The organism is Anaeromyxobacter sp. PSR-1, from assembly GCF_000964525.1.
GTDB lineage: Bacteria > Myxococcota > Myxococcia > Myxococcales > Anaeromyxobacteraceae > Anaeromyxobacter.
The window spans coordinates 14903-33321 of sequence record NZ_BAZG01000032.1 but is presented as its reverse complement, the minus strand read 5'-3'; the positions used below and the strand labels follow the sequence as shown (position 1 = coordinate 33321).

Genomic DNA, 18419 nt, shown 5'->3' with positions numbered 1-18419 from the left:
GAGGAACCCCTCCGCCGCGAGCCGCTGGTACGCGTGCAGCACGGTGTTGCGCGAGACCTCGAGGCGGCGGGCCAGCTCGCGGGTGGCGGGGAGCCGCTCGCCGGCGCGCAGGCGGCCGTCCAGGATGGCCTCCCGGAGCTGGCGGTAGGCGTCCGCGGCGAGCCGGCCGCGGCGGTGCAGCGAGACGTGCAGGTCCACGGCACCGGACGGTAATGGATCCATCAGATTTCGCCAGGGTGGACCTGTGAGGGAGCCACTCCGGCCGCTATCCGGGTGGCATGACCCACGAACCGAATCACCCGAACGGAACCGATCACCTGCCCTGGGCGGAGGTGTCGCCCGGCTTCTCCCTGAAGCTCCTCCGCGGCGAGGCGGACGGCGACACGCGCGCGCTGCTGCTCCGCCTCGAGCCCGGCACCCTCGTCCCGCGGCACCGGCACGAGGGCGAGGTCCACGCGCTCAACCTCGCCGGCCACCGGAAGCTGCTCGACACCGGCGAGGTGGTCGGCCCCGGCGGCTACGTGTACGAGCCGGCCGGCAACGAGGACAGCTGGATGGCGGTGGGCGACGAGCCGGTGGTGGTGTTCGTGACCGTGCGCGGCGCCATGGAGACGCTCGGCGCGGACGGCGGGGTGGCCGAGCGGAGCACCACGGCCGGCATCGCCGAGTACTACCGGGGCGTGCTCGCGCGGCACGGGGCCGGCCGGTGAGCGGCCCGGCGCTCCGCTGGGCCGTCCTGTACGCGCGCCTGGCGCTGGCGGCGGCGTTCCTGTCGGCGGTCGGCAGCCGGCTCGGGCTCTGGGGGAACAACGACTTCGACGCGTTCGTGCGCTACACCGCCGAGGTGAACGCGTTCCTGCCCGCGGCGCTCGCGCCCTACCTCGCGCGCGCCGCGACGGTGGCCGAGACCACCCTCGGCCTCGCGCTCCTCGCCGGGGTGCGGCTGCGCTGGGTGGCGCTCGCCAGCGCCGGCCTGCTGGCGGTGTTCGGCACGGCCATGGGCGTCTCGTTCGGCCCGAAGTCGCCGCTCGACTATTCGGTGTTCTCCGCGTCCGCCGCCGCGGTCCTGCTGGCGCTGGCCGCCCCGCCCGCGCCGGCGCGCCGCGACGCGCGGCGGCCGGGGACCGCCGGGGTGGAGCCCGCCGCCGGCCCGTGAGGCCGGGGCGGGCTCCGTCCGGCTCGGCGCGACCGCGCTACCGGTGGTCCTCCTCGACCATCGCCTCCGGATCGTGCCACCACCGCGCCGGCGTCACCGCCACCCCGCGCGCCGCGGGCAGCCGCCGGTGCGCGGGCGCGGAGGCGGCCGCCGCGCCGCCGCCGGTGAACGGCGCCATCAGCTCCGCGACGGTGTGGAGGCGGCCGTTCTTCATGACCAGCTCCACGTTGGCGGCGTCGGCCACGTCGGCGAGCGGATCGCCGCGCACGAACACGACGTCGGCGAGCTTGCCCGCCTCGAGCGTCCCGAGGTCGGCGTCCACCCCGAAGGCGCGGGCGGGCAGGGCGGTCGCGGTGCGCAGCGCCTCCCACGGCGCCAGGCCGCCCAGCTTCACCTGCGCGCGCAGGTTGAGGTGCAGCGCGGTCGCCACGTTGTCGAGGGGCGAGTCGGTCCCGGCCAGCATGGTGCCGCCGCCGCGCAGCACGGCCGCGAGCGTCTCCTCCTCGCGCTGGAGCGTCTCCAGGCTGACGGTCTGGTCGGTGGTGACCGCGCGGTCGCGCTTCGCGCGCAGCAGCGCCTGGTCCCAGGGCGTGTTGAGCGCGAGCAGGCGCGGGTCGTCCACCATCGCCGGGTCGTCCGCGTAGAGCGAGGGGTTGAAGGTGGTGGAGATGTCGAACATGCCGGAGCGGGCGAACAGCGTGCGCACGTCGCCGTAGCTCACCCCGCCCGACGAGCGGGTGTAGGCGAAGCCGAGGCGGGTGGTGGCGCTCACGTGCGTCTGGCCGTCCATCCCGTACGACATGCCGGGCAGCATGTAGTGCGAGCCGACCCACACGCCCATCTCCTCGTGCGCGAAGCGCACCGCCTTCGCCTGCCACTCGTGCTGCATGCGCACGTAGGTCTTCAGCATGTCGTAGTCGAGCGCCTTGGCGCGCGCGAGCTCGAGGTCGAGCTGCGCGGCGCTCGTGGTCGGGCGCATGAAGTTGTAGTAGACGCGCTCGCCGTCGATCGCCTCGCCGCTCGCGAAGAAGCGCGGGCCGACGCGGGCGCCCGAGGCGTACGCCTCGCGCGTCTCCACCGCGCGGTAGTCCGGATCGCCGACCGAGTGCGCCGACGTCACGCCGTACGACAGCCACAGGCGGCCGAGGCGGGCGCCGTAGAACTTCCCGCTGATCCACTCGTGCGTGTGCGACTCCCACAGGCCCGGGATGGCGGTGAGCCCGGACGCGTCCACCACCCGCTGCCCCTGCGCGGCGGCGCGCGCGTGGGCGTCGGCGCGGTGCGGGAGGATGGCGCGGATGCGGTTGCCGGCGACGACGAGGTCCACGTCGTGCCGGACCTCGGGCCCGCGGCCGTCCCAGAGCCGCCCGGCGTGCACCAGCACGGTGCCCTCCGGACGATCCTGGCGCCAGCGCAGCTCGACGGGCACGGTCGCGGGCGCGCCGCCCTCGCGCGCCACCATCCGCAGGGCGCCGTTGGACAGGTACAGCAGGCGCCGGGAGTCGCCGCTCCAGGTGGGCGCGTCGGTGGGCTCGGAGGTGATGCGCACCGCCGGCCCGGCGGCGCGGCCGGCGGCGTCCACCGGCATCACCCACAGCGTGCTCTGCATCACGAACGCGAGCGCGGTCCCGTCCGGCGACCACACCGGGCCGTCGTCACCGCGCGTGCTCAGCGACTCGAACGGCGCGGGTTCCTGGTAGCGCGTCGCGCCGGACTCCACGTCCACGGTGAGGATCTGGCTGGTGCCCTCGCGGAAGCGGCGGGTGTAGGGCTTCAGCGCGGCGAGCGCCAGCGTGCGCCCGTCGGCGGACCAGGTCGGGCGGCCCGGCGCGAACAGTGGCGCCACAACCTGGCGCACGGCGCCGGTGGCGAGGTCGAGCACGTGCGTCGCGCCGGCCTGGTCCTGGAACGCGAGCCGCCCGCCGTCGGGCGACCACGCCGGCGCCACCTCGGCGCCGGGGAGCGAGGTCACGCGCCGCTCGGCGCCGGTGACCACGTCGAGCACGTAGAGGTCCGCGGTGCCGGCCTTGTCCGAGGCGTACGCGAGGCGCGTGCCGTCGCGCGACCAGGCCGGATCCTGCGCGTAGTACGGCCCGTCGGTGAGCGGGCGCGGCGCGCCGCCCACGTCCATCAGCCAGAGGCGGTTCAGCGCCTGGAACGCCACGCGCGTGCCGTCGGGCGACAGCGCCGGCGCCACGATGCCGAGCGCCTGGCGCGGCGCGGTCCGGTCGAAGTCGAAGCGCTTGCGCTCCCAGGCCGGCCGCACCAGGCGGAACGTCGCCTCGAACGCGACCTGCTCGCTGGTGCCGGCGTCGAGATCGGTGACGCGGATGCCGCCGTCGGCGCCGTAGAGGAGCGTCCGCGCGGACAGCCAGTGGGCCGGGAAGGGGAACACGTCCTCGAACGGCGACGCGGGCGCGCCGTCCACCAGGAGCCGGCTGCGGTTCGCGGCGAACTGGATCCAGGCGAGGTGCGCGCCGTCGGGGGAGATCGACGGCGAGTTGAGCCGCGCGCCGGCGGGCGCGGTCGCGAGCGTCCGGCGGTGGCCGGCCGCGTCCACCGCCTCGATGGCGGTGCCGGTCGAGCCGGCGCCGCTCACGAACGCGATCTCGCCGCCGCCGGGCGTCCAGGCGGGCTCGAACTCGTCCGCGGGCGCGTCGGTCCAGCGCGTCAGCGCGCCGGTGGCGACGTCGGCCACCCACACGTCGTAGCTGCCCTGGAACGCGCGGTCGGAGGAGAACGCGATGCGCGTCCCGTCCGGCGAGAAGCGCGGCTCGCGGTCGTCGCCGTGGCCGGAGGTGAGCTGGCGCACCTCGGTGCCGTCCGGCCGCATGGTCCAGATGTGGAACGTCCCGCCCGCGTACGCCTGGAACGCGACCAGGTCGCCCCGCGGCGAGAAGTCGGGGCGGGCGGGCTCGAGGAGCCCGTCGGTGAGGCGCCGCGCCTCGCCGCCGCCGCGCGGCAGCGACCAGAGCACGCCCTGGAGATCCATGACCAGCTCGCGCCCGTCCGGGGACGCGGTCACGGCGACGTTGGTGCCTTCGTGGACGGTGATGTCGCGCACCGCGGCGCGGCTGCCGCCCTGGAGCGTGGCGGCGCCGAGCGACACGGCGGCGACGGTGGCGAGTGTGACGGCGGCGATTCGGGATCGGCGGGTGATCGGCATGCGCTCTCCGGGGGGACAGGACGGCGTGAAGGGGCTCTCCTGTCCGGCGTGGCGCGGAGGTGGCAACGGGCCGGCGGGGGCGTACCATGCACGGAGCGGTCGCGGCGCGTGTCGCGACGCGGAGCGTTGCAACGCAAACGATCGATGACGCCCCGGCCGCCGCCCGACGCGGCGCCGCGCCAGGGGCGGAGAGGAGCCCCGATGGCCAAGGACGACCTGCTGCCGCCCGCGGAGGCCCACCGCTTCGTCGAGCTGCTCGGCTACGCCGAGCACGGCATCGCCAGCCGCGTGCTCGCGAAGAAGGGGACGAGCAACGTCACCCTGTTCGCGTTCGACGCGGGGCAGGGGCTCACCGAGCACACCTCGCCCTTCGACGCCCTGGTCGTGGTGCTGGAGGGAGCCCTGACGCTCACGATCGGCGGGAAGGCGGTCGAGGCGCCCGCCGGCAGCCTCACGCGCATGCCGGCGAACGTCCCGCACGCGGTGGACGCCGTGTCGCGGACGCGGATGCTGCTCGTCATGCTCCGCGATCCGGCCCCGGCGCCCTGAGTGCATGGGGGGCTTTGCCGCAGCGCGGCAGTCGCTTCCGTGGCGCCCCCGCCGGCGCCTCCGCGCGCGATGGCGCGGTCGCATATGCTCGGAGCATGGACCCGGCCCGGGTCGCCGCGGCGATGTTCGACTCCGAGTCCCGCACGTTCGCGGTGCGGCTCTGGGACGGCACGCTGCTCCCGCCGGCGCGCGACGCCGGCGTCCGCGGGGCGGTGGTCCTGCGGGACCCCGCCGCGCTCGACGCGCTCGTACCCCCGGCCGCGGAGCGGCGCCTCGCGGAGGCGTACCTCGACGGCCGGATCGAGCTGGAGGGGGACGCCATCGCGCTGGTGGAGGCGGCGGCCCGGTGGACCGGCCCGCGCCCGCACGCGGCGCTCGCCGCGGCCATCGCGGGGGCGCTCGCCCGCCGCGCGCTGCACGCGCTCGGCCCCGCGCCGCTCGAGGCCCGGCTGCACGGGGGACGGCACAGCGTCCGGCGCGACCGCGACGCGGTGCGCCACCACTACGACGTCTCCGACGCGTTCTACCGGCTGTTCCTCGGCGACGACCTCGTCTACTCGTGCGCGTACTTCGCGACGGGCGGGGAGGGGCTGGAGGAGGCGCAGCGCGCCAAGCTGGAGCTGGTGTGCCGCAAGCTCGCGCTCGCGCCGGGCGAGCGGTTCCTCGACGTGGGCTGCGGGTGGGGGGCGCTGGTGGAGCACGCGGCGCTCCGCCACGGGGCGCGCGCCACCGGCATCACGCTCAGCCAGCACCAGCTCCGCGCCGCCGAGGCGCGCGCGGAGCGCCTGCGGGGGCGGGCGGAGATCGCGGTGCGCCCGGAGGACTACCGGACGCTCCGCCCCGAGGCCCCCTTCGACAAGGTGGCGAGCGTCGGCATGATGGAGCACGTCGGGCGGGCCCGCCTCGACGCGTACTTCGCGGCGGTCCACCGGCTGCTCCGGCCGGGGGGCCTGTTCCTCAACCACGCCATCGCCTCGGTGGACGGGTGGGGGCCGACGCTGCCCTGGGCCGGGCAGCGCGGCGGCGGGTTCATCTGGCGCTACGTGTTCCCGGACGGCGAGCTCGTCCCGATCGCCGAGGTGATCGCCCGGGCGGCGCGGGCCGGGTTCGAGGTGCGCGACCTGGAGTGCCTGCGGGAGCACTACGCCGAGACGCTCGCCGCCTGGCTGGAGCGGCTGGAGGCGCGGTACGGCGAGGCGGTGGGGCTGGTGGGCGAGCGGCGGGCCCGGCTGTACCGGCTCTACCTCGCCGCCTCCGCCGCCGGCTTCCGGCTCGGACGGATCAGCGTGTTCCAGCTCCTGCTCGCCCGGCCGGACCCCGGCGGACGGGCCGAGGCCATCCCGCGCAGCCGGGCCGCGTGGTACGCGGAGCAGGCGGTCGGGCGGCCGGCGCGCGCCCGCGGCTGAGGGTGCTCGACGCGGCGCGGCGGACGGCGCGCACGCTCACCGGATGGCCCCCGGAATCCATTGCGCGGCGGGGCTGTTCGTAGACGTTGGCAGTCCACTTTCCGGCCGAAGATCCGTGACTTCCATCATTGATCTCGCGTGAGGAATCGTGGCATGTCGGGCACCTCACTCGGGACGGGGCCGGCGCAGCCGTGGTGGTCGCCGACGACGAGGATCACGCAAGCCTAAGGACGAGGGAAAATGACGACGAAGACCTCCACGATCATCTGGACCGAAATCGACGAAGCGCCGGCGCTCGCCACCTACTCGCTGCTGCCCATCGTCCAGGCCTTCACCAAGGGCACCGGCGTCGACGTCCAGACGCGTGACATCTCGCTGTCGGGCCGCATCATCTCCGCGTTCCCGGAGAAGCTCACCGACGCGCAGCGCATCCCCGACTACCTGGCGCAGCTCGGCGAGCTCACCCAGAGCCCCGACGCCAACATCATCAAGCTCCCGAACATCAGCGCCTCGATCCCGCAGCTCAAGGAGGCGATCAAGGAGCTACAGGGCAAGGGCTACGCGGTCCCGGACTACCCGGAGGCCCCGAAGGACGAGGCCGAGAAGGCCGTCCAGGCCCGCTACGCCAAGGTGCTGGGCAGCGCGGTGAACCCGGTGCTCCGCGAGGGCAACTCGGACCGCCGCTCGCCGCTGTCGGTGAAGGCGTTCTCGAAGAAGCACCCGCACAAGCTGGGCGCGTGGAACCCGGAGTCGAAGGCCCACGTGTCGCACATGACCGCGGACGACTTCTACGGGCACGAGACCTCCACCACGGTCGCGAAGGCCACCACCTTCCGCATCGAGCACGTCGCGCCGGACGGCGCCGTGACGGTGCTGAAGAAGGACGCGCCGCTCCTCGACGGCGAGATCATCGACTCGACCATCATGGACGTCCGCGCGCTGCGGAAGTTCGTCGCGGAGCAGATCGAGGACGCGAAGCGCCAGGGGGTGCTGTTCTCGCTGCACCTCAAGGCCACCATGATGAAGGTCTCCGACCCGGTCATGTTCGGGCACGCGGTGACCGTGTTCTTCGAGGACGTGTTCGCGAAGCACGCCGAGACGTTCAAGCAGCTCGGCGTGAACCCGAACCTCGGCCTCGGCGACCTGTACAAGCGGCTCGAGACGCTGCCGGCCGACAAGAAGGCCGAGATCGAGGCCGACATCAAGGCGACCTACGCGAAGCGCCCGGCGCTCGCGATGGTGGACTCGGACAAGGGCATCACCAACCTGCACGCGCCGAACGACATCATCATCGACGCGTCCATGCCGGTGGTGGTCCGCGAGTCCGGCAAGATGTGGAACGCCGAGGGCAAGCTGCAGGACGCCAAGGCGGTGATCCCGGATCGCTGCTACGCCACGATCTACAAGGAGATCATCGAGGACTGCCGCAAGAACGGCGCCTTCGACCCGGCCACCATGGGCAGCGTGCCGAACGTCGGCCTGATGGCGCAGAAGGCCGAGGAGTACGGCTCGCACGACAAGACGTTCATCGCGAGCGCCAAGGGCAAGATCCGGGTGGTGGACGGCGCCGGCGCGACCCTGCTCGAGCAGGCGGTCGAGGCGGGCGACATCTTCCGCATGTGCCAGACGAAGGACATCCCGGTCCGCGACTGGGTGAAGCTGGCGGTGAACCGCGCCCGCGCCACCGGCGCGCCCGCGGTGTTCTGGCTGGACAAGAACCGCGCCCACGACGCGCAGGTGATCGCGAAGGTCCAGAAGTACCTGAACGACCACGACACCCGCGGCCTCGAGATCAAGGTCCTCGCGCCGGTCGAGGCGATGCGCTACTCGCTGGAGCGGATCCGCAAGGGCCAGGACACCATCTCGGTGACCGGCAACGCGCTCCGCGACTACCTCACCGACCTGTTCCCCATCCTCGAGATCGGCACCAGCGCGAAGATGCTGTCGATCGTCCCGCTGCTCGCCGGCGGCGGCCTGTTCGAGACGGGCGCGGGCGGCTCGGCCCCCAAGCACGTCCAGCAGTTCGTGAAGGAGGGCTACCTGCGCTGGGACTCGCTGGGTGAGTTCTCGGCGCTGGGCGCCTCGCTCGAGCACATCGGCCGCGCCAGCGGCAACGCGAAGGCGGCGGTGCTCGCCGAGACGCTGGACCAGGCCATCGGCAAGTTCCTCGACAACAACAAGTCCCCGGCCCGCAAGGTCGGCCAGATCGACAACCGCGGCAGCCACTTCTACCTGGCGCTGTACTGGGCCGAGGCGCTCGCCGCGCAGTCGACGGACAAGGAGCTGCAGGCCCGCTTCGCGAAGCTGGCGAAGCAGCTGGCGGACAACGCCGCGAAGATCGACCAGGAGCTGCTCGCGGCCCAGGGCAAGCCGGTGGACATGGGCGGCTACTACCGCCCGGATCCGGTGAAGACGGGGAAGGCGATGCGTCCCAGCGCGACGCTGAACGCAATCATCGACGCGATGGCGTAGCTGCAGGAATCCAACCAGTCAGGCGAGGGAGACGAACATGGCCAGGTCCAAGATTGCACTGATCGGCGGTGGGCAGATCGGCGGCGTGCTGGCGCAGCTCGCGGCGCTCCGCGAGCTGGGCGACGTGGTCCTCTTCGACATCGTCGAGGGGCTGCCGCAGGGGAAGACGCTGGACATCGCCGAGGCCGCGCCGGTCGACGGCTTCGACGTGAGCCTCAAGGGCACGAACACCTACGAGGACATCAAGGGCGCGGACGTGGTGATCGTCACCGCCGGCCTGCCCCGCAAGCCGGGCATGAGCCGTGACGACCTCATCGCGGTCAACTCGAAGATCATGACGACCGTGGCCGAGGGCATCAAGCAGTACGCCCCGAACGCCTTCGTGATCGTGATCTCGAACCCGCTCGACGCGATGGTGACGCTCTGCCAGCGCATCACCGGCTTCCCGCACAACCGCGTCGTCGGCCAGGCCGGCGTGCTCGACTCGGCCCGCTTCGCCGCGTTCATCGCCTGGGAGCTGGGCGTCTCGGTGAAGGACGTCACCGCCGTCACCCTCGGCGGCCACGGCGACGACATGGTGCCGCTCGTCCGCTACACCAGCGTGTGCGGCGTCCCGGTGATGGAGCTGCTCGAGCAGAAGTACGGCGCCGCCAAGGCCGCCGAGGTGATGGCCGCGATGGTGAAGCGGACCCGCGGCGCGGGCGGCGAGGTGGTCGCGCTCCTCAAGACCGGCAGCGCGTTCTACTCGCCGGCCTCCAGCGCCATCGCCATGGCCGAGTCGTTCCTCAAGGACCAGAAGCGCGTGCTCCCGACCTGCGCCTTCCTCAAGGGCGAGTTCGGCGTGGACGGCCTCTACGTCGGCGTGCCGGTGGTGATCGGCGCGGGCGGCGCGGAGCGCGTCCTCCAGCTCAAGCTGAACGCCGAGGAGCAGGCCATGATGGACAAGTCCGTCAAGGCCGTGAAGGACCTGGTCGCCACGCTGAAGTAGCGGCCGCCGCGGCCTCGCCGCGGAGCAGGATCCGGGGCCCCGATCGCCGCCAGGCGGTCGGGGCCTCGCCGTCTCGCGGGCGCGGTGCCGCGGCCGCCGCGCTACAGCTGGAGGTGCAGGCCCAGCCCCGCGTAGCGCGTGGACTCGAGGAAGAACTGTCCGTACGGCGAGGGGCCGTCGTAGTACTCCGCGAGCAGGCTCCACACCCGCGGCGGGTGGCCGGGGGCGCGCCACCAGGCGACCTCCACGCCGGCGCGGGCGCTCCAGGCCGGCTTCCACTGCTGCTGCTCGCTCGACTTCACGTCCCCGGCGACGACCAGCCGGGCGCCGCGGTCGGGCCCGGCGCGCAGCTCCGCGCCCGCGTGCACGACGCGCGGATCCAGCGCGGTGGGGTTGCGGTCGAAGAGGTGCTCGCCGCCCGCGTAGACGCGCAGCGGCCCGACCTCCTGCGAGAGGATCAGCTCCACCGACTCGAACGACAGGTTCTGCCGCGCGATCTCGCTGTCGGCGCGCAGGAGCAGCTCGTCGCCGAGGTGCGAGCTCTGGTGGTACACGCGCAGGCGGGCGGAGAAGCCCGCCCGCCGGAACGTCACCGGGATGCTCACGGTGTAGTCGGCGTTGAGGAGGTCGTCGCTCCGCGAGTCGAGGTCGAACTGCGCGAACACGGCCGCCTCCAGGCCCACCTGCAGCCCGTCCGCGGCGCGCGGGCCGCCGATCCGCAGCAGCGGCAGGCCGTCGCCGATGCCCACCGAGCCGAGGTGGAGCGAGCCGTGGCTGGTCGGGAACTTGCCGTACAGGTACGAGACGAAGGAGCGGACCGCCTTCGGGTCGGCGACGAGCGGGCAGAAGACGTCGCCCTGCGGGAGCCACACCACCCCGGACGCCTCGTCCTGGTGGACGCCCGTGCCGCACTGGAGGACCCGCACGTCCTGCGGCCGCGCGGCGAGCGGGAGCGCGAGGCCGAGGGCGAGCAGGATCGCGACCGGGAACGGCCGCGCGAGGCGAGCGGTCGGCATGGGGGCCTCCGGGGTGGGCGTCGCGGCGGACGGTCGCGAGGCGCCTCACGCTAGGGCACGCCCGGCCGCCCGGCGCCTGTCCGGGCGGGCTCGCCGTCGGGGGGCGCCCTACCGGGAGGCCTGCCCGAAGGCGACCTGATACACCGGCGGCAGCCGCGCCGGGTGCTGCACCCAGCGATCCCCGCCGTCCTCGGAGATCCACAGCCCGCCGGTGGTCGAGCCCATGGCCAGCCGGTCGCCGCCCGCGTCCACCGCGAGCCCGTGGCGGTACACGAGGTCGTACGCGTGCTCCTGCGGGAGGCCCTCGCGCAGCAGCTCGAACGTGTCGCCGCCGTCGCGCGTGCGCGCCACCACCAGCTTCCCGTCCACCGGCACGCGCCGCTCGTCCTTCACCGCCGGCACGAACCAGGCGGTGCGGGGATCGCGCGGGTGCACCGCCACCGCGAAGCCGAACTTGGACGGCCGGATGGCGGTGATCTCGGTCCACCGCTCGCCGCCGTCCACGCTGCGGAACACGCCGTTGTGGTGCTGCGCGTACAGGCGCTCCGGCGCGGTGGGCGCCTGGGCCAGGCGGTGGACGTCCTGCGCGTTGGGATCGCCGCGGCGCTCCGGCGGCATGTACTCCGCGTACATGCCGGTGGCGCGCAGCGCCCAGGTCTCGCCCGCGTCCGCGGTGCCCCACACGCCGCCGGTGGAGATGGCGCACAGCAGCCGGCGCGGGTCGCGCGGGTCCACCGCGATGGAGTGCAGGCCGGGCTGATCGTAGCCGCCCCCGCCCCAGCCCTTGCGCTCGGGGCGGTCCCACAGCGCGCGCACCAGGCTCCAGGACGCGCCGCGGTCGCCGGAGCGGAACAGCGCCGCCGGGATCGTCCCCGCCCACAACGCGCCGGGCCGGTCCGGTCCGGCGGGCTCGAGCGCCCAGACCTGCTGCACGCTGGGCGCCTCGCCCGCGCCCGCGGGCTCGGCGGGGAAGGCGGGCGCGGCCACCTCGGCCCAGGTCCGGCCGCGGTCGTCGGAGCGGTGCAGCTTCACGCCGAAGTGGCCGAGCGCCAGGGCGGCGTAGAGCGTCCCGTCGCGCGGGTCGTCGAGCACCATGCTGACCGGGTCGCCCAGGAACGCGCAGCGCTCGATCTCCCAGCCGCCCGGGCGCCGCTCCAGCAGGAACAGCCCCTTGCGCGTGGCGACGCTCAGCCGATCGCTCGAGCCCATGGCCTCACCCTCCCGAGAGCGCCTGCATGACGTGGATGCCGCTCCCGGGGCGCACCGGGTCGGCGAGGCCGTCGCGGTCGGTCACGAGCGCGCCGTCCACGAACACGGCCACGTGCTTGCGCAGCCGCCCCTGATCGTCGAGCACGTAGCCGCGCAGGCGCGGGTTGCCGCGGAACGCGGCCTCGAGCGCCTCGCGCACGGTCGCGCCCGGCACCTCGGCGGGCGGCGCGTCGAGGTGGCGCCGGAGCGTCGCGGTGAAGGTCACGTGCGGCATGCGGGCCTCGCAGAAGCGAGGCTCACGCATGGTGGACGTGACCCCCCGCCGCAACGCGCCGGTCGGGGCGCCCCGGGCAGGGACGCGTCAGGTGCCGGCGATGAGCGCCTTCAGGGCCGCGTGGTCCCGCGCGGCGAGCGCCTTCACGCGGGCCCGGTCCACGTCGGCGACGATGATCTCGCCCACCTCCTGCGCCACCGAGCGGAACAGGCCGAGCGCCTTCATGCCCTCCGCCTGCCGCTGGTTGTCCTCGGTGGGCGTGACGTAGTGCGCCGAGTCCACCCGGTAGCGGTGGAACAGGAACAGCTGCGCGAGCGTCATGAGCCGCTTGCGCCGGAGCGACAGGTCGTGCGTGTTCTGGTCGCGCACCGAGAGGATGCTGCGCCCGCGGCGGTCGGTGATGCTCGCGAACGTGACGTCGAGCTTCCGCTCCCCGTCGGCGGAGGTGACCACGAGCTCGAGCAGGTCGGAGCCGGCGGTGACCGGCCGCAGCGTGGCGTGGAGCTTGCCGGCCACGTGGTGCTGGTCGCGCCACAGGTCGAGCCAGTCGTCGAGCAGCCGGGGCGGCACCTCGGTCTGGACGAGGTGCTGGTGCTGGGTGGAGCCCTGGCCCATGGCCTTGGTGGTGGCGGTCCGTCCGGAGACGGCCATGAGCGCCGCGTCGAGGCGCGGCCCGCCCACCAGCGTCTGGGGCGTCCGGTAGCCGGACTCGAGCAGCCGGAACTTCCGCTGCAGCCGGGCCAGCGCCAGCATGCCGTCCTCGCGCAGCGCGGTCGCGAACTCCTCCGCGGCCAGCCCGTCGATCTGGTGGCCGCCGTAGGTGATGAAGTCGAAGACGAACCCGAGCTTCCCCAGCTCCTCGGGGAAGCGGCGCATCTGGTCGTCGTCCATGCCGGTGGTGTCCCAGTTGAACGACGGGGACAGGTTGTACGCGAGCATCTTGTCCGGGTGGACCGCGTGGATGGCCTCGGCGAAGCGCCGCGCGTCGGCGAGGTCGGCCGTCTTGGTCTCCATCCAGAGCAGGTCGGCGAACGGCGCCGCGGCGAGCGACTTCTGGATGGCGTAGTCGATCCCGCCGCGCACCTGGTAGTAGCCGTCGGGCGTCTTGGCGTGCTCGCAGTCCCAGGGCGGGTCGATCCCCATGGCCCGCGCCTTCTCGCGCGCCCGGTAGAACGGCGCGCGCGCGGCGAACGCCATCCACTCGTCGCGGCGCATGGCCGGGCGCTCGCCCTCGTGCTCGCGGAACGCGATCGCCTGCGCCACCGCCTCGGCGTAGGTGCAGACGCCGGCCTCCTGCTGCCAGGCGTCCACGAACCGGTCGAAGACCCGGTCCAGCGCCGCGTCCACCGCGAGCGCGCCGCGCTGGTGCTCGGCCGCGGCGGCGGCGATGCCCTTGTCGAAGCCGGCGCGCTCCAGCCAGGCGTCCGCGGCCGCGTACTCCTCCTCGCAGACCGCGTACAGCTCGTGCCCGGACAGCTCCTCCACCCCGGCGCGGTGGAACCGGCGCAGGATGGCGAGGAACGCCGCGCGGAAGGCCGGGATCGAGAGGTTGCTCGCGCCCAGGATGAACGGCTGGTCGCGCTCGTCGCCGCGGCCGTCGAGCAGCGTGGCGGACTCCGCGTCGGTGCGCGCCACCACGATCCCCGGCACGCCCATCAGGTCGAGCTGGAACCGCGCCGCGGAGAGCCGCTTCAGCTGCTCGTCCTCCGCGACCAGCACCTTGCCGCCCTGGTGGCCGCACTTCTTCACGCCGGGCTTCTGGTCCTCGATGTGGTAGCCGGGCACGCCGACCTCGACGAAGCGGCGGACGAGGTTGCGCACCTGCGCGTCGCCGCCGTGGCCGGTGTCGGCGTCGGCGATGATGAACGGCCGGAAGTCCACCGCCGGGGTGGCGCGGCGCTGCTCCTCGGTCATGCGCGAGCGGGCGTGGTGCTGGTTCCGGTCGGCGGTGAGCAGCGCGCGGACGATGGGCGCCGCCTCGTCGGGCACCTGGCTGAGCGGGTAGCTGGCGAGGTCGGGGCCGGGGTCCTCCTGCACCGAGCCCTTCGCCGAGGTGGCCCAGCCGCCGAGGTAGATGGCCTCGATGCCCATCCTCTTCATCGCGACGGCCTGGCCGGGCGAGTAGGGGCCGAAGGTGGTGATGCAGCGCCGCTGCTGGAACAGCTCGCGCAGCCGCGCGTGGAACGCCTCGGCGGCCTCGCGCGCCACCGGGTAGTCCTGGCGGATGGTGCCGCGCTGCTCGACGACCTCGCGCGCGGTGTGGATGCGCCGGATGCCGGCGAAGCGGGGGCTCTCGAACCAGCGGCGGAGGGCCGCGACCTCCTGCTCGAAGTCCATCTCTCGTCTCCTGGCGCCGTCGGCGGCGCGTCCCGACAGGCTGGACCCGGACGGTCCGGGAGGCCACCGCGCATCGGGGGCGCACGCGCGGGGCGCGGCCCGCGCGGGAGGGGTCTCGTCGCCCCGCGTGCCCTCCGGGGCGCGGCGGGGCGCGCAGGCCCCGGGCGCGGGTTCGCGGAGCGTATACTCCGCGGCATGCGGCTCCACCTGGTGGACGGCACCTACGAGCTGTTCCGCGCGCACTTCTCCGGGCGGCCGGGGCACCGTGCGCCCGACGGCCGCGAGGTGAAGGCGACGCTCGGGCTGGCCGCCTCGCTCCTGGCGCTGCTGCACGACGCCGGCGAGGCGGTGACGCACGTCGCGATCGCGTTCGACCGGCCCATCCGCTCGTTCCGGAACGACCTGTGGGCCGGCTACAAGAGCGAGGAGGGCGTGCCGCCCGAGCTGCTCGCGCAGCTCGAGGCCGCCGAGGAGGCGGCGCGGGCGCTCGGGCTGGTGGTGTGGTCGATGGACGCGCTGGAGGCGGACGACGCGCTCGCCACCGCGGCGGCCCGCTTCCGCGACGAGGTGGAGCAGGTGCGCATCCTCACGCCGGACAAGGACCTGGGCCAGTGCCTCCGCGGGCGGCGGGTGATCCAGGTGGACCGCATGCGCGGGCGCGAGGTGGACGAGGCGGCGCTGCTCGCGCGCCGGGGCATCCCGCCGCAGAGCGTGCCGGACTGGCTGGCCCTGGTGGGCGACGCGGCGGACGGGATCCCGGGGCTGCCCGGGTTCGGCGAGCGCAGCGCGTCGGCGCTGCTCGCGGTGTACGGGCACCTGGAGGACGTCCCCGCCGACCCCGCGCGCTGGCCGGCGGGCGTGCGCGGCGCGGCGAAGCTGGCGCGGGCGCTGGAGGAGGGGCGCGAGGCGGCGCTGCTGTACCGGCGGCTCGCGACGCTCGTCACCGACGCGCCGCTGCCCGAGGGGCTCGAGGGGCTGCGCTGGCCCGGGCTCTCGCGCGAGCGGCTCGGCGCCTGGGCGGCCTCGCTCGGCGCGGAGCGGCTGGTGCAGGGGCTGGAGGCGCGGCCGACGCGCTGGGCGGGCGCCGGCGGCGCGCCGCCGCCGCCGGCCGTGGCGGGCCAGGCCGGCGACGCGGCGGGCGGGGAGCGGGCATGACGCTCCGCCGCGACTTCATCCAGCGGATGCTGGAGCAACTCGGCTGGGCGCTCGCAGGGGTGCTGAAGCTCCGGCGGGCCGGCGCGCACGAGCAGGCGGTGCAGCAGCTCGAGGCGACCGCCACCGGCCTGGTCGGCATCGACCTGCGCATGGTCGCCTCGGTGGAGTCGGCCACCGCGGCCGCGCTGGTGGCGGAGCCGGAGCGGCTGCTGGTGCTCGCGCGGCTCTGCCTGGAGCGCGCGGAGATCGCGCGCGAGCAGGCGGATCCGCTGGAGGCCGGCTGGCGCCGGCGCGCGGTGGAGCTGTGGCTGGAGGCGGCGGGCCGCGGCGCGGCGCTCGACGCCGAGGCGCGCGCGGCGGTGGACGCCGAGCCGGAGGAGGCGCTCTCGGGCCGCGCCCGGACGCTCCGCGCGGCGCTGCCGCCGCGGTGAGCGCCCGGGACGGCGAGGGCGGGGAGCCGCCGGCTGCCCGGCAGCGCCCCGCCCCGCCTCGCGATCCCCCCGCCCCAGGTCAGTAGGCCGGGGTCGTCTTGCCGACCGCGACCGCGACCGGCTCGGCGCCGTGGGCCGCCGTGCCGCCGAACGCGCCGCCGGAGCGGATCTGGAACTCCGGGTAGGCGGAGTTGCCGTGCTCGCCGACGTCCAGGCCCTCCAGCTCCTCCTCCGCCGTCACGCGGATCCCGCCGGTCACGAGCTTCGTCACGTACCAGGCCGCCAGCGAGAGCGTGAACACCGCCACCGCCACCACGCCCACGCCCAGGAGCTGCGGGCCGAGCTGCGCCATGCCGCCGCCCAGGAACAGGCCGGGCTTCGCGACCGCCGCGCACGGCGCCACGGTGGGATCGGCGAACAGCCCGAGCGCGATGGTGCCGAAGACGCCGTTCGCGAGGTGCACCGCGGTCGCGCCGACCGGGTCGTCCACGCGGATCTTGTCGAAGAACACGACCGCGGCGACCACCAGCACGCCGGCGACGAGGCCGATGACGAGCGAGCTGAGCACGCTCACGAACGCGCAGCCCGCGGTGATGGCCACGAGCCCCGCCAGGCAGCCGTTCAGCGTGATGCCGAAGTCCGGCTTCTTCAGGAAGATCCAGGCGGCGAGCATGGAGGACACGGTGCCCGCCGCGGCGGCCACGTTGGTGGTGGTGGCGATGTGCGCGATGGACGCGCCGTCGGCCGCCATGGTCGAGCCGGGGTTGAAGCCGAACCAGCCGAACCACAGCACGAAGACGCCGATGGCGGCGCTCGTCATGTTGTGGCCGGGGATGACGTTGATCTGCTTGCCGGGGCCGTACTTCCCGAGCCGCGGCCCGAGCACGAGGATGCCGGCGAGCGCGGCCCAGCCGCCGATCGAGTGCACCACGGTCGAGCCGGCGAAGTCGAGGAAGCCCTTGCTGGCGAGCCAGCCGCCGCCCCAGATCAGGTGGCCGCCCACGGGGTAGACCACGCCGACCAGGAACAGCGTGAAGACGATGAACGACTTGAACTTGATCCGCTCGGCGACCGCGCCGGACACGATGGTGGCGGCGGTGCCGGCGAACACGAGCTGGAAGAAGAACTTCGCCCACAGCGGCACGCCGGTCCAGTTGAGCGCGTGGTAGACGCCCTGGTACGCGTCGCCGACGGCGGGGCTGTTGTCCGCGCCGGAGGCGAACAGCAGGCCGCTCGTGCCGAAGAGCGGGTTGCCGTCCCCGAACATCAGGCCGTACCCGATCACCAGGAACGCGAGCGACGAGATCGCGAACACCACGAAGTTCTTGAACAGGATGTTCACGGTGTTCTTCGCGCGGCAGAAGCCGGACTCGACCAGCGCGAAGCCCAGGTTCATGAAGAACACGAGGAACGCCGCGATCATCACCCAGATCGTGTCGAGCCCGACCTTCTGGGCGGCGATGGCGTCGGCCATGCCCTGCGTGAACGCGACCGGCGCGGCCGCGGCGGCCTCGTCGGCGCGCGCGACCGGCGCATGGAGGAGCAGGGCCGCCGGGGCGGCCAGCGCTGCGAGGAGGAGCAAGGCTCGGAGCTTCTTCATCGGACGAGATCTCCCGTGCTGTGGGCGGCCGGACGCGGTCGCGTTGGATGGGACGCGAGGCGCCTTTGCAGCGCGCGTACCGGAGCCCGCGGAGGCCGGTTAAGGGCGGTTTCCGGCGCGGTCGCGCGCTCCGGCGGGGGCTGCTGCCGGGAGGGCGGGCAGCCCGGTGCACGGCGATGCGGCGCGGGGGGCGGGGCGAGGCGCGGCGAGGTGGCCCCGTCGCGGTCCGCGGTGCACGCACGGTGATTGCACGTGCGCCGGCGCGGAGGTGTCCATGAAGCGGATCGAGGCGATCATCCGGCCGTCGCGCGTCGAGCAGGTGCGCGCCGCGCTGGCCCACCCCTGGATCTCGGGGATGACGGTGTCCGAGGCGCGCGGCTTCGGGCGGCAGCGCGGGCACGTCGAGCTGTACCGGGGGGCCGAGTACACCATCGAGCTGGTGCCGAAGCTGCGGGTCGAGCTGGTCGTCCCGGACCCGCTCGTGCCGCGGATGGTGGCCGAGCTCGAGGCCTGGGTGCGGACCGGGCGGATCGGCGACGGGAAGATCTTCGTCACGCCGGTGGACGAGGCCGTCCGCATCCGCACCGGCGACCGCGGCGAGGACGCGCTCTAGCGGGCCGGCCGGCGCGGCGGGCGAAAAGGGGAAGGGCCCGGCGGGCG

The 18419-nt window shown here is 74.4% G+C and carries 16 protein-coding genes; 9 read left to right on the top strand and 7 right to left on the bottom strand.

The genetic code is table 11. The features are described from left to right. The coding region (locus tag PSR1_RS07740; protein ID WP_162486312.1) for a winged helix-turn-helix domain-containing protein at positions 1–198 on the bottom strand (198 nt) is incomplete at its 3' end. A gap of 80 nt (positions 199–278) precedes the next feature. Between PSR1_RS07740 and PSR1_RS07735 the strand changes: the two genes are divergently transcribed. Then, positions 279–710, top strand: a complete 432-nt coding sequence (locus PSR1_RS07735) for a cupin domain-containing protein (protein WP_059437038.1) — start codon at positions 279–281, stop codon at positions 708–710. Next, on the top strand, positions 707–1156 hold the full coding sequence (locus tag PSR1_RS07730) for a MauE/DoxX family redox-associated membrane protein (RefSeq protein ID WP_059437037.1): 450 nt from the start codon (positions 707–709) through the stop codon (positions 1154–1156). The genes PSR1_RS07735 and PSR1_RS07730 overlap by 4 nt, the downstream gene beginning before the upstream one ends. A 37-nt stretch (positions 1157–1193) precedes the next feature. Here PSR1_RS07730 and PSR1_RS07725 read toward each other — a convergent pair whose 3' ends face one another. Continuing rightward, positions 1194–4322 (bottom strand): amidohydrolase family protein, encoded by a 3129-nt coding sequence (locus PSR1_RS07725; protein ID WP_059437036.1) that lies wholly within the window; start codon positions 4320–4322, stop codon positions 1194–1196. 201 nt (positions 4323–4523) lie between these two features. Here PSR1_RS07725 and PSR1_RS07720 point away from each other — a divergent pair, with 201 nt between their 5' ends. The 4 genes from PSR1_RS07720 to mdh all read left to right on the top strand — a co-directional run bounded on the left by PSR1_RS07720 (position 4524) and on the right by mdh (position 9737). After that, positions 4524–4871, top strand: coding sequence for a cupin domain-containing protein (locus PSR1_RS07720; protein WP_059437035.1), 348 nt, complete (start codon positions 4524–4526; stop codon positions 4869–4871). A gap of 95 nt (positions 4872–4966) precedes the next feature. Next, positions 4967–6277, top strand: coding sequence for a cyclopropane-fatty-acyl-phospholipid synthase family protein (locus PSR1_RS07715; RefSeq protein WP_059437034.1), 1311 nt, complete (start codon positions 4967–4969; stop codon positions 6275–6277). Between the two features lie 240 nt (positions 6278–6517). Further along, on the top strand, positions 6518–8749 hold the full coding sequence (locus tag PSR1_RS07710; protein ID WP_059437033.1) for an NADP-dependent isocitrate dehydrogenase: 2232 nt from the start codon (positions 6518–6520) through the stop codon (positions 8747–8749). 37 nt (positions 8750–8786) lie between these two features. Next, positions 8787–9737 carry a malate dehydrogenase gene (gene mdh, locus PSR1_RS07705; RefSeq protein ID WP_011421278.1) on the top strand — a complete coding sequence of 317 codons (951 nt, stop codon included), beginning with the start codon at positions 8787–8789 and terminating at the stop codon, positions 9735–9737. A 101-nt stretch (positions 9738–9838) separates the two neighbouring features. Here mdh and PSR1_RS07700 read toward each other — a convergent pair whose 3' ends face one another. The 4 genes from PSR1_RS07700 to aceA form a co-directional block, all read right to left on the bottom strand. Beyond that, the gene (locus PSR1_RS07700; protein ID WP_059437032.1) at positions 9839–10753 is read right to left on the bottom strand and encodes a DUF1207 domain-containing protein; all 915 of its coding nucleotides are present in this window, start codon (positions 10751–10753) and stop codon (positions 9839–9841) included. A 108-nt stretch (positions 10754–10861) separates the two neighbouring features. After that, positions 10862–11962 carry a sialidase family protein gene (locus PSR1_RS07695; RefSeq protein ID WP_059437031.1) on the bottom strand — a complete coding sequence of 367 codons (1101 nt, stop codon included), beginning with the start codon at positions 11960–11962 and terminating at the stop codon, positions 10862–10864. Positions 11963–11966: 4 nt separating this feature from the next. Beyond that, positions 11967–12266, bottom strand: a complete 300-nt coding sequence (locus tag PSR1_RS07690; RefSeq protein WP_237757866.1) for a MoaD/ThiS family protein — start codon at positions 12264–12266, stop codon at positions 11967–11969. Between the two features lie 57 nt (positions 12267–12323). Beyond that, positions 12324–14573 carry an isocitrate lyase ICL2 gene (aceA, locus tag PSR1_RS07685; protein ID WP_059437029.1) on the bottom strand — a complete coding sequence of 750 codons (2250 nt, stop codon included), beginning with the start codon at positions 14571–14573 and terminating at the stop codon, positions 12324–12326. A 195-nt stretch (positions 14574–14768) separates the two neighbouring features. Between aceA and PSR1_RS07680 the strand changes: the two genes are divergently transcribed. Next, on the top strand, positions 14769–15728 hold the full coding sequence (locus tag PSR1_RS07680; protein WP_059437028.1) for a 5'-3' exonuclease H3TH domain-containing protein: 960 nt from the start codon (positions 14769–14771) through the stop codon (positions 15726–15728). Then, a complete protein-coding gene (locus PSR1_RS07675; RefSeq protein ID WP_059437027.1) occupies positions 15725–16159 on the top strand; it encodes a hypothetical protein in 435 nt (144 codons plus the stop codon). The genes PSR1_RS07680 and PSR1_RS07675 overlap by 4 nt, the downstream gene beginning before the upstream one ends. 79 nt (positions 16160–16238) lie before the next feature. Here PSR1_RS07675 and PSR1_RS07670 read toward each other — a convergent pair whose 3' ends face one another. Then, positions 16239–17759: an ammonium transporter gene (locus PSR1_RS07670; RefSeq protein ID WP_059437026.1), complete on the bottom strand. Its 1521-nt coding sequence runs from the start codon at positions 17757–17759 to the stop codon at positions 16239–16241. Between the two features lie 274 nt (positions 17760–18033). Here PSR1_RS07670 and PSR1_RS07665 point away from each other — a divergent pair, with 274 nt between their 5' ends. Beyond that, the gene (locus PSR1_RS07665) at positions 18034–18372 is read left to right on the top strand and encodes a P-II family nitrogen regulator (RefSeq protein ID WP_059437025.1); all 339 of its coding nucleotides are present in this window, start codon (positions 18034–18036) and stop codon (positions 18370–18372) included. The last annotated feature ends 47 nt before the right edge of the window (positions 18373–18419 follow it).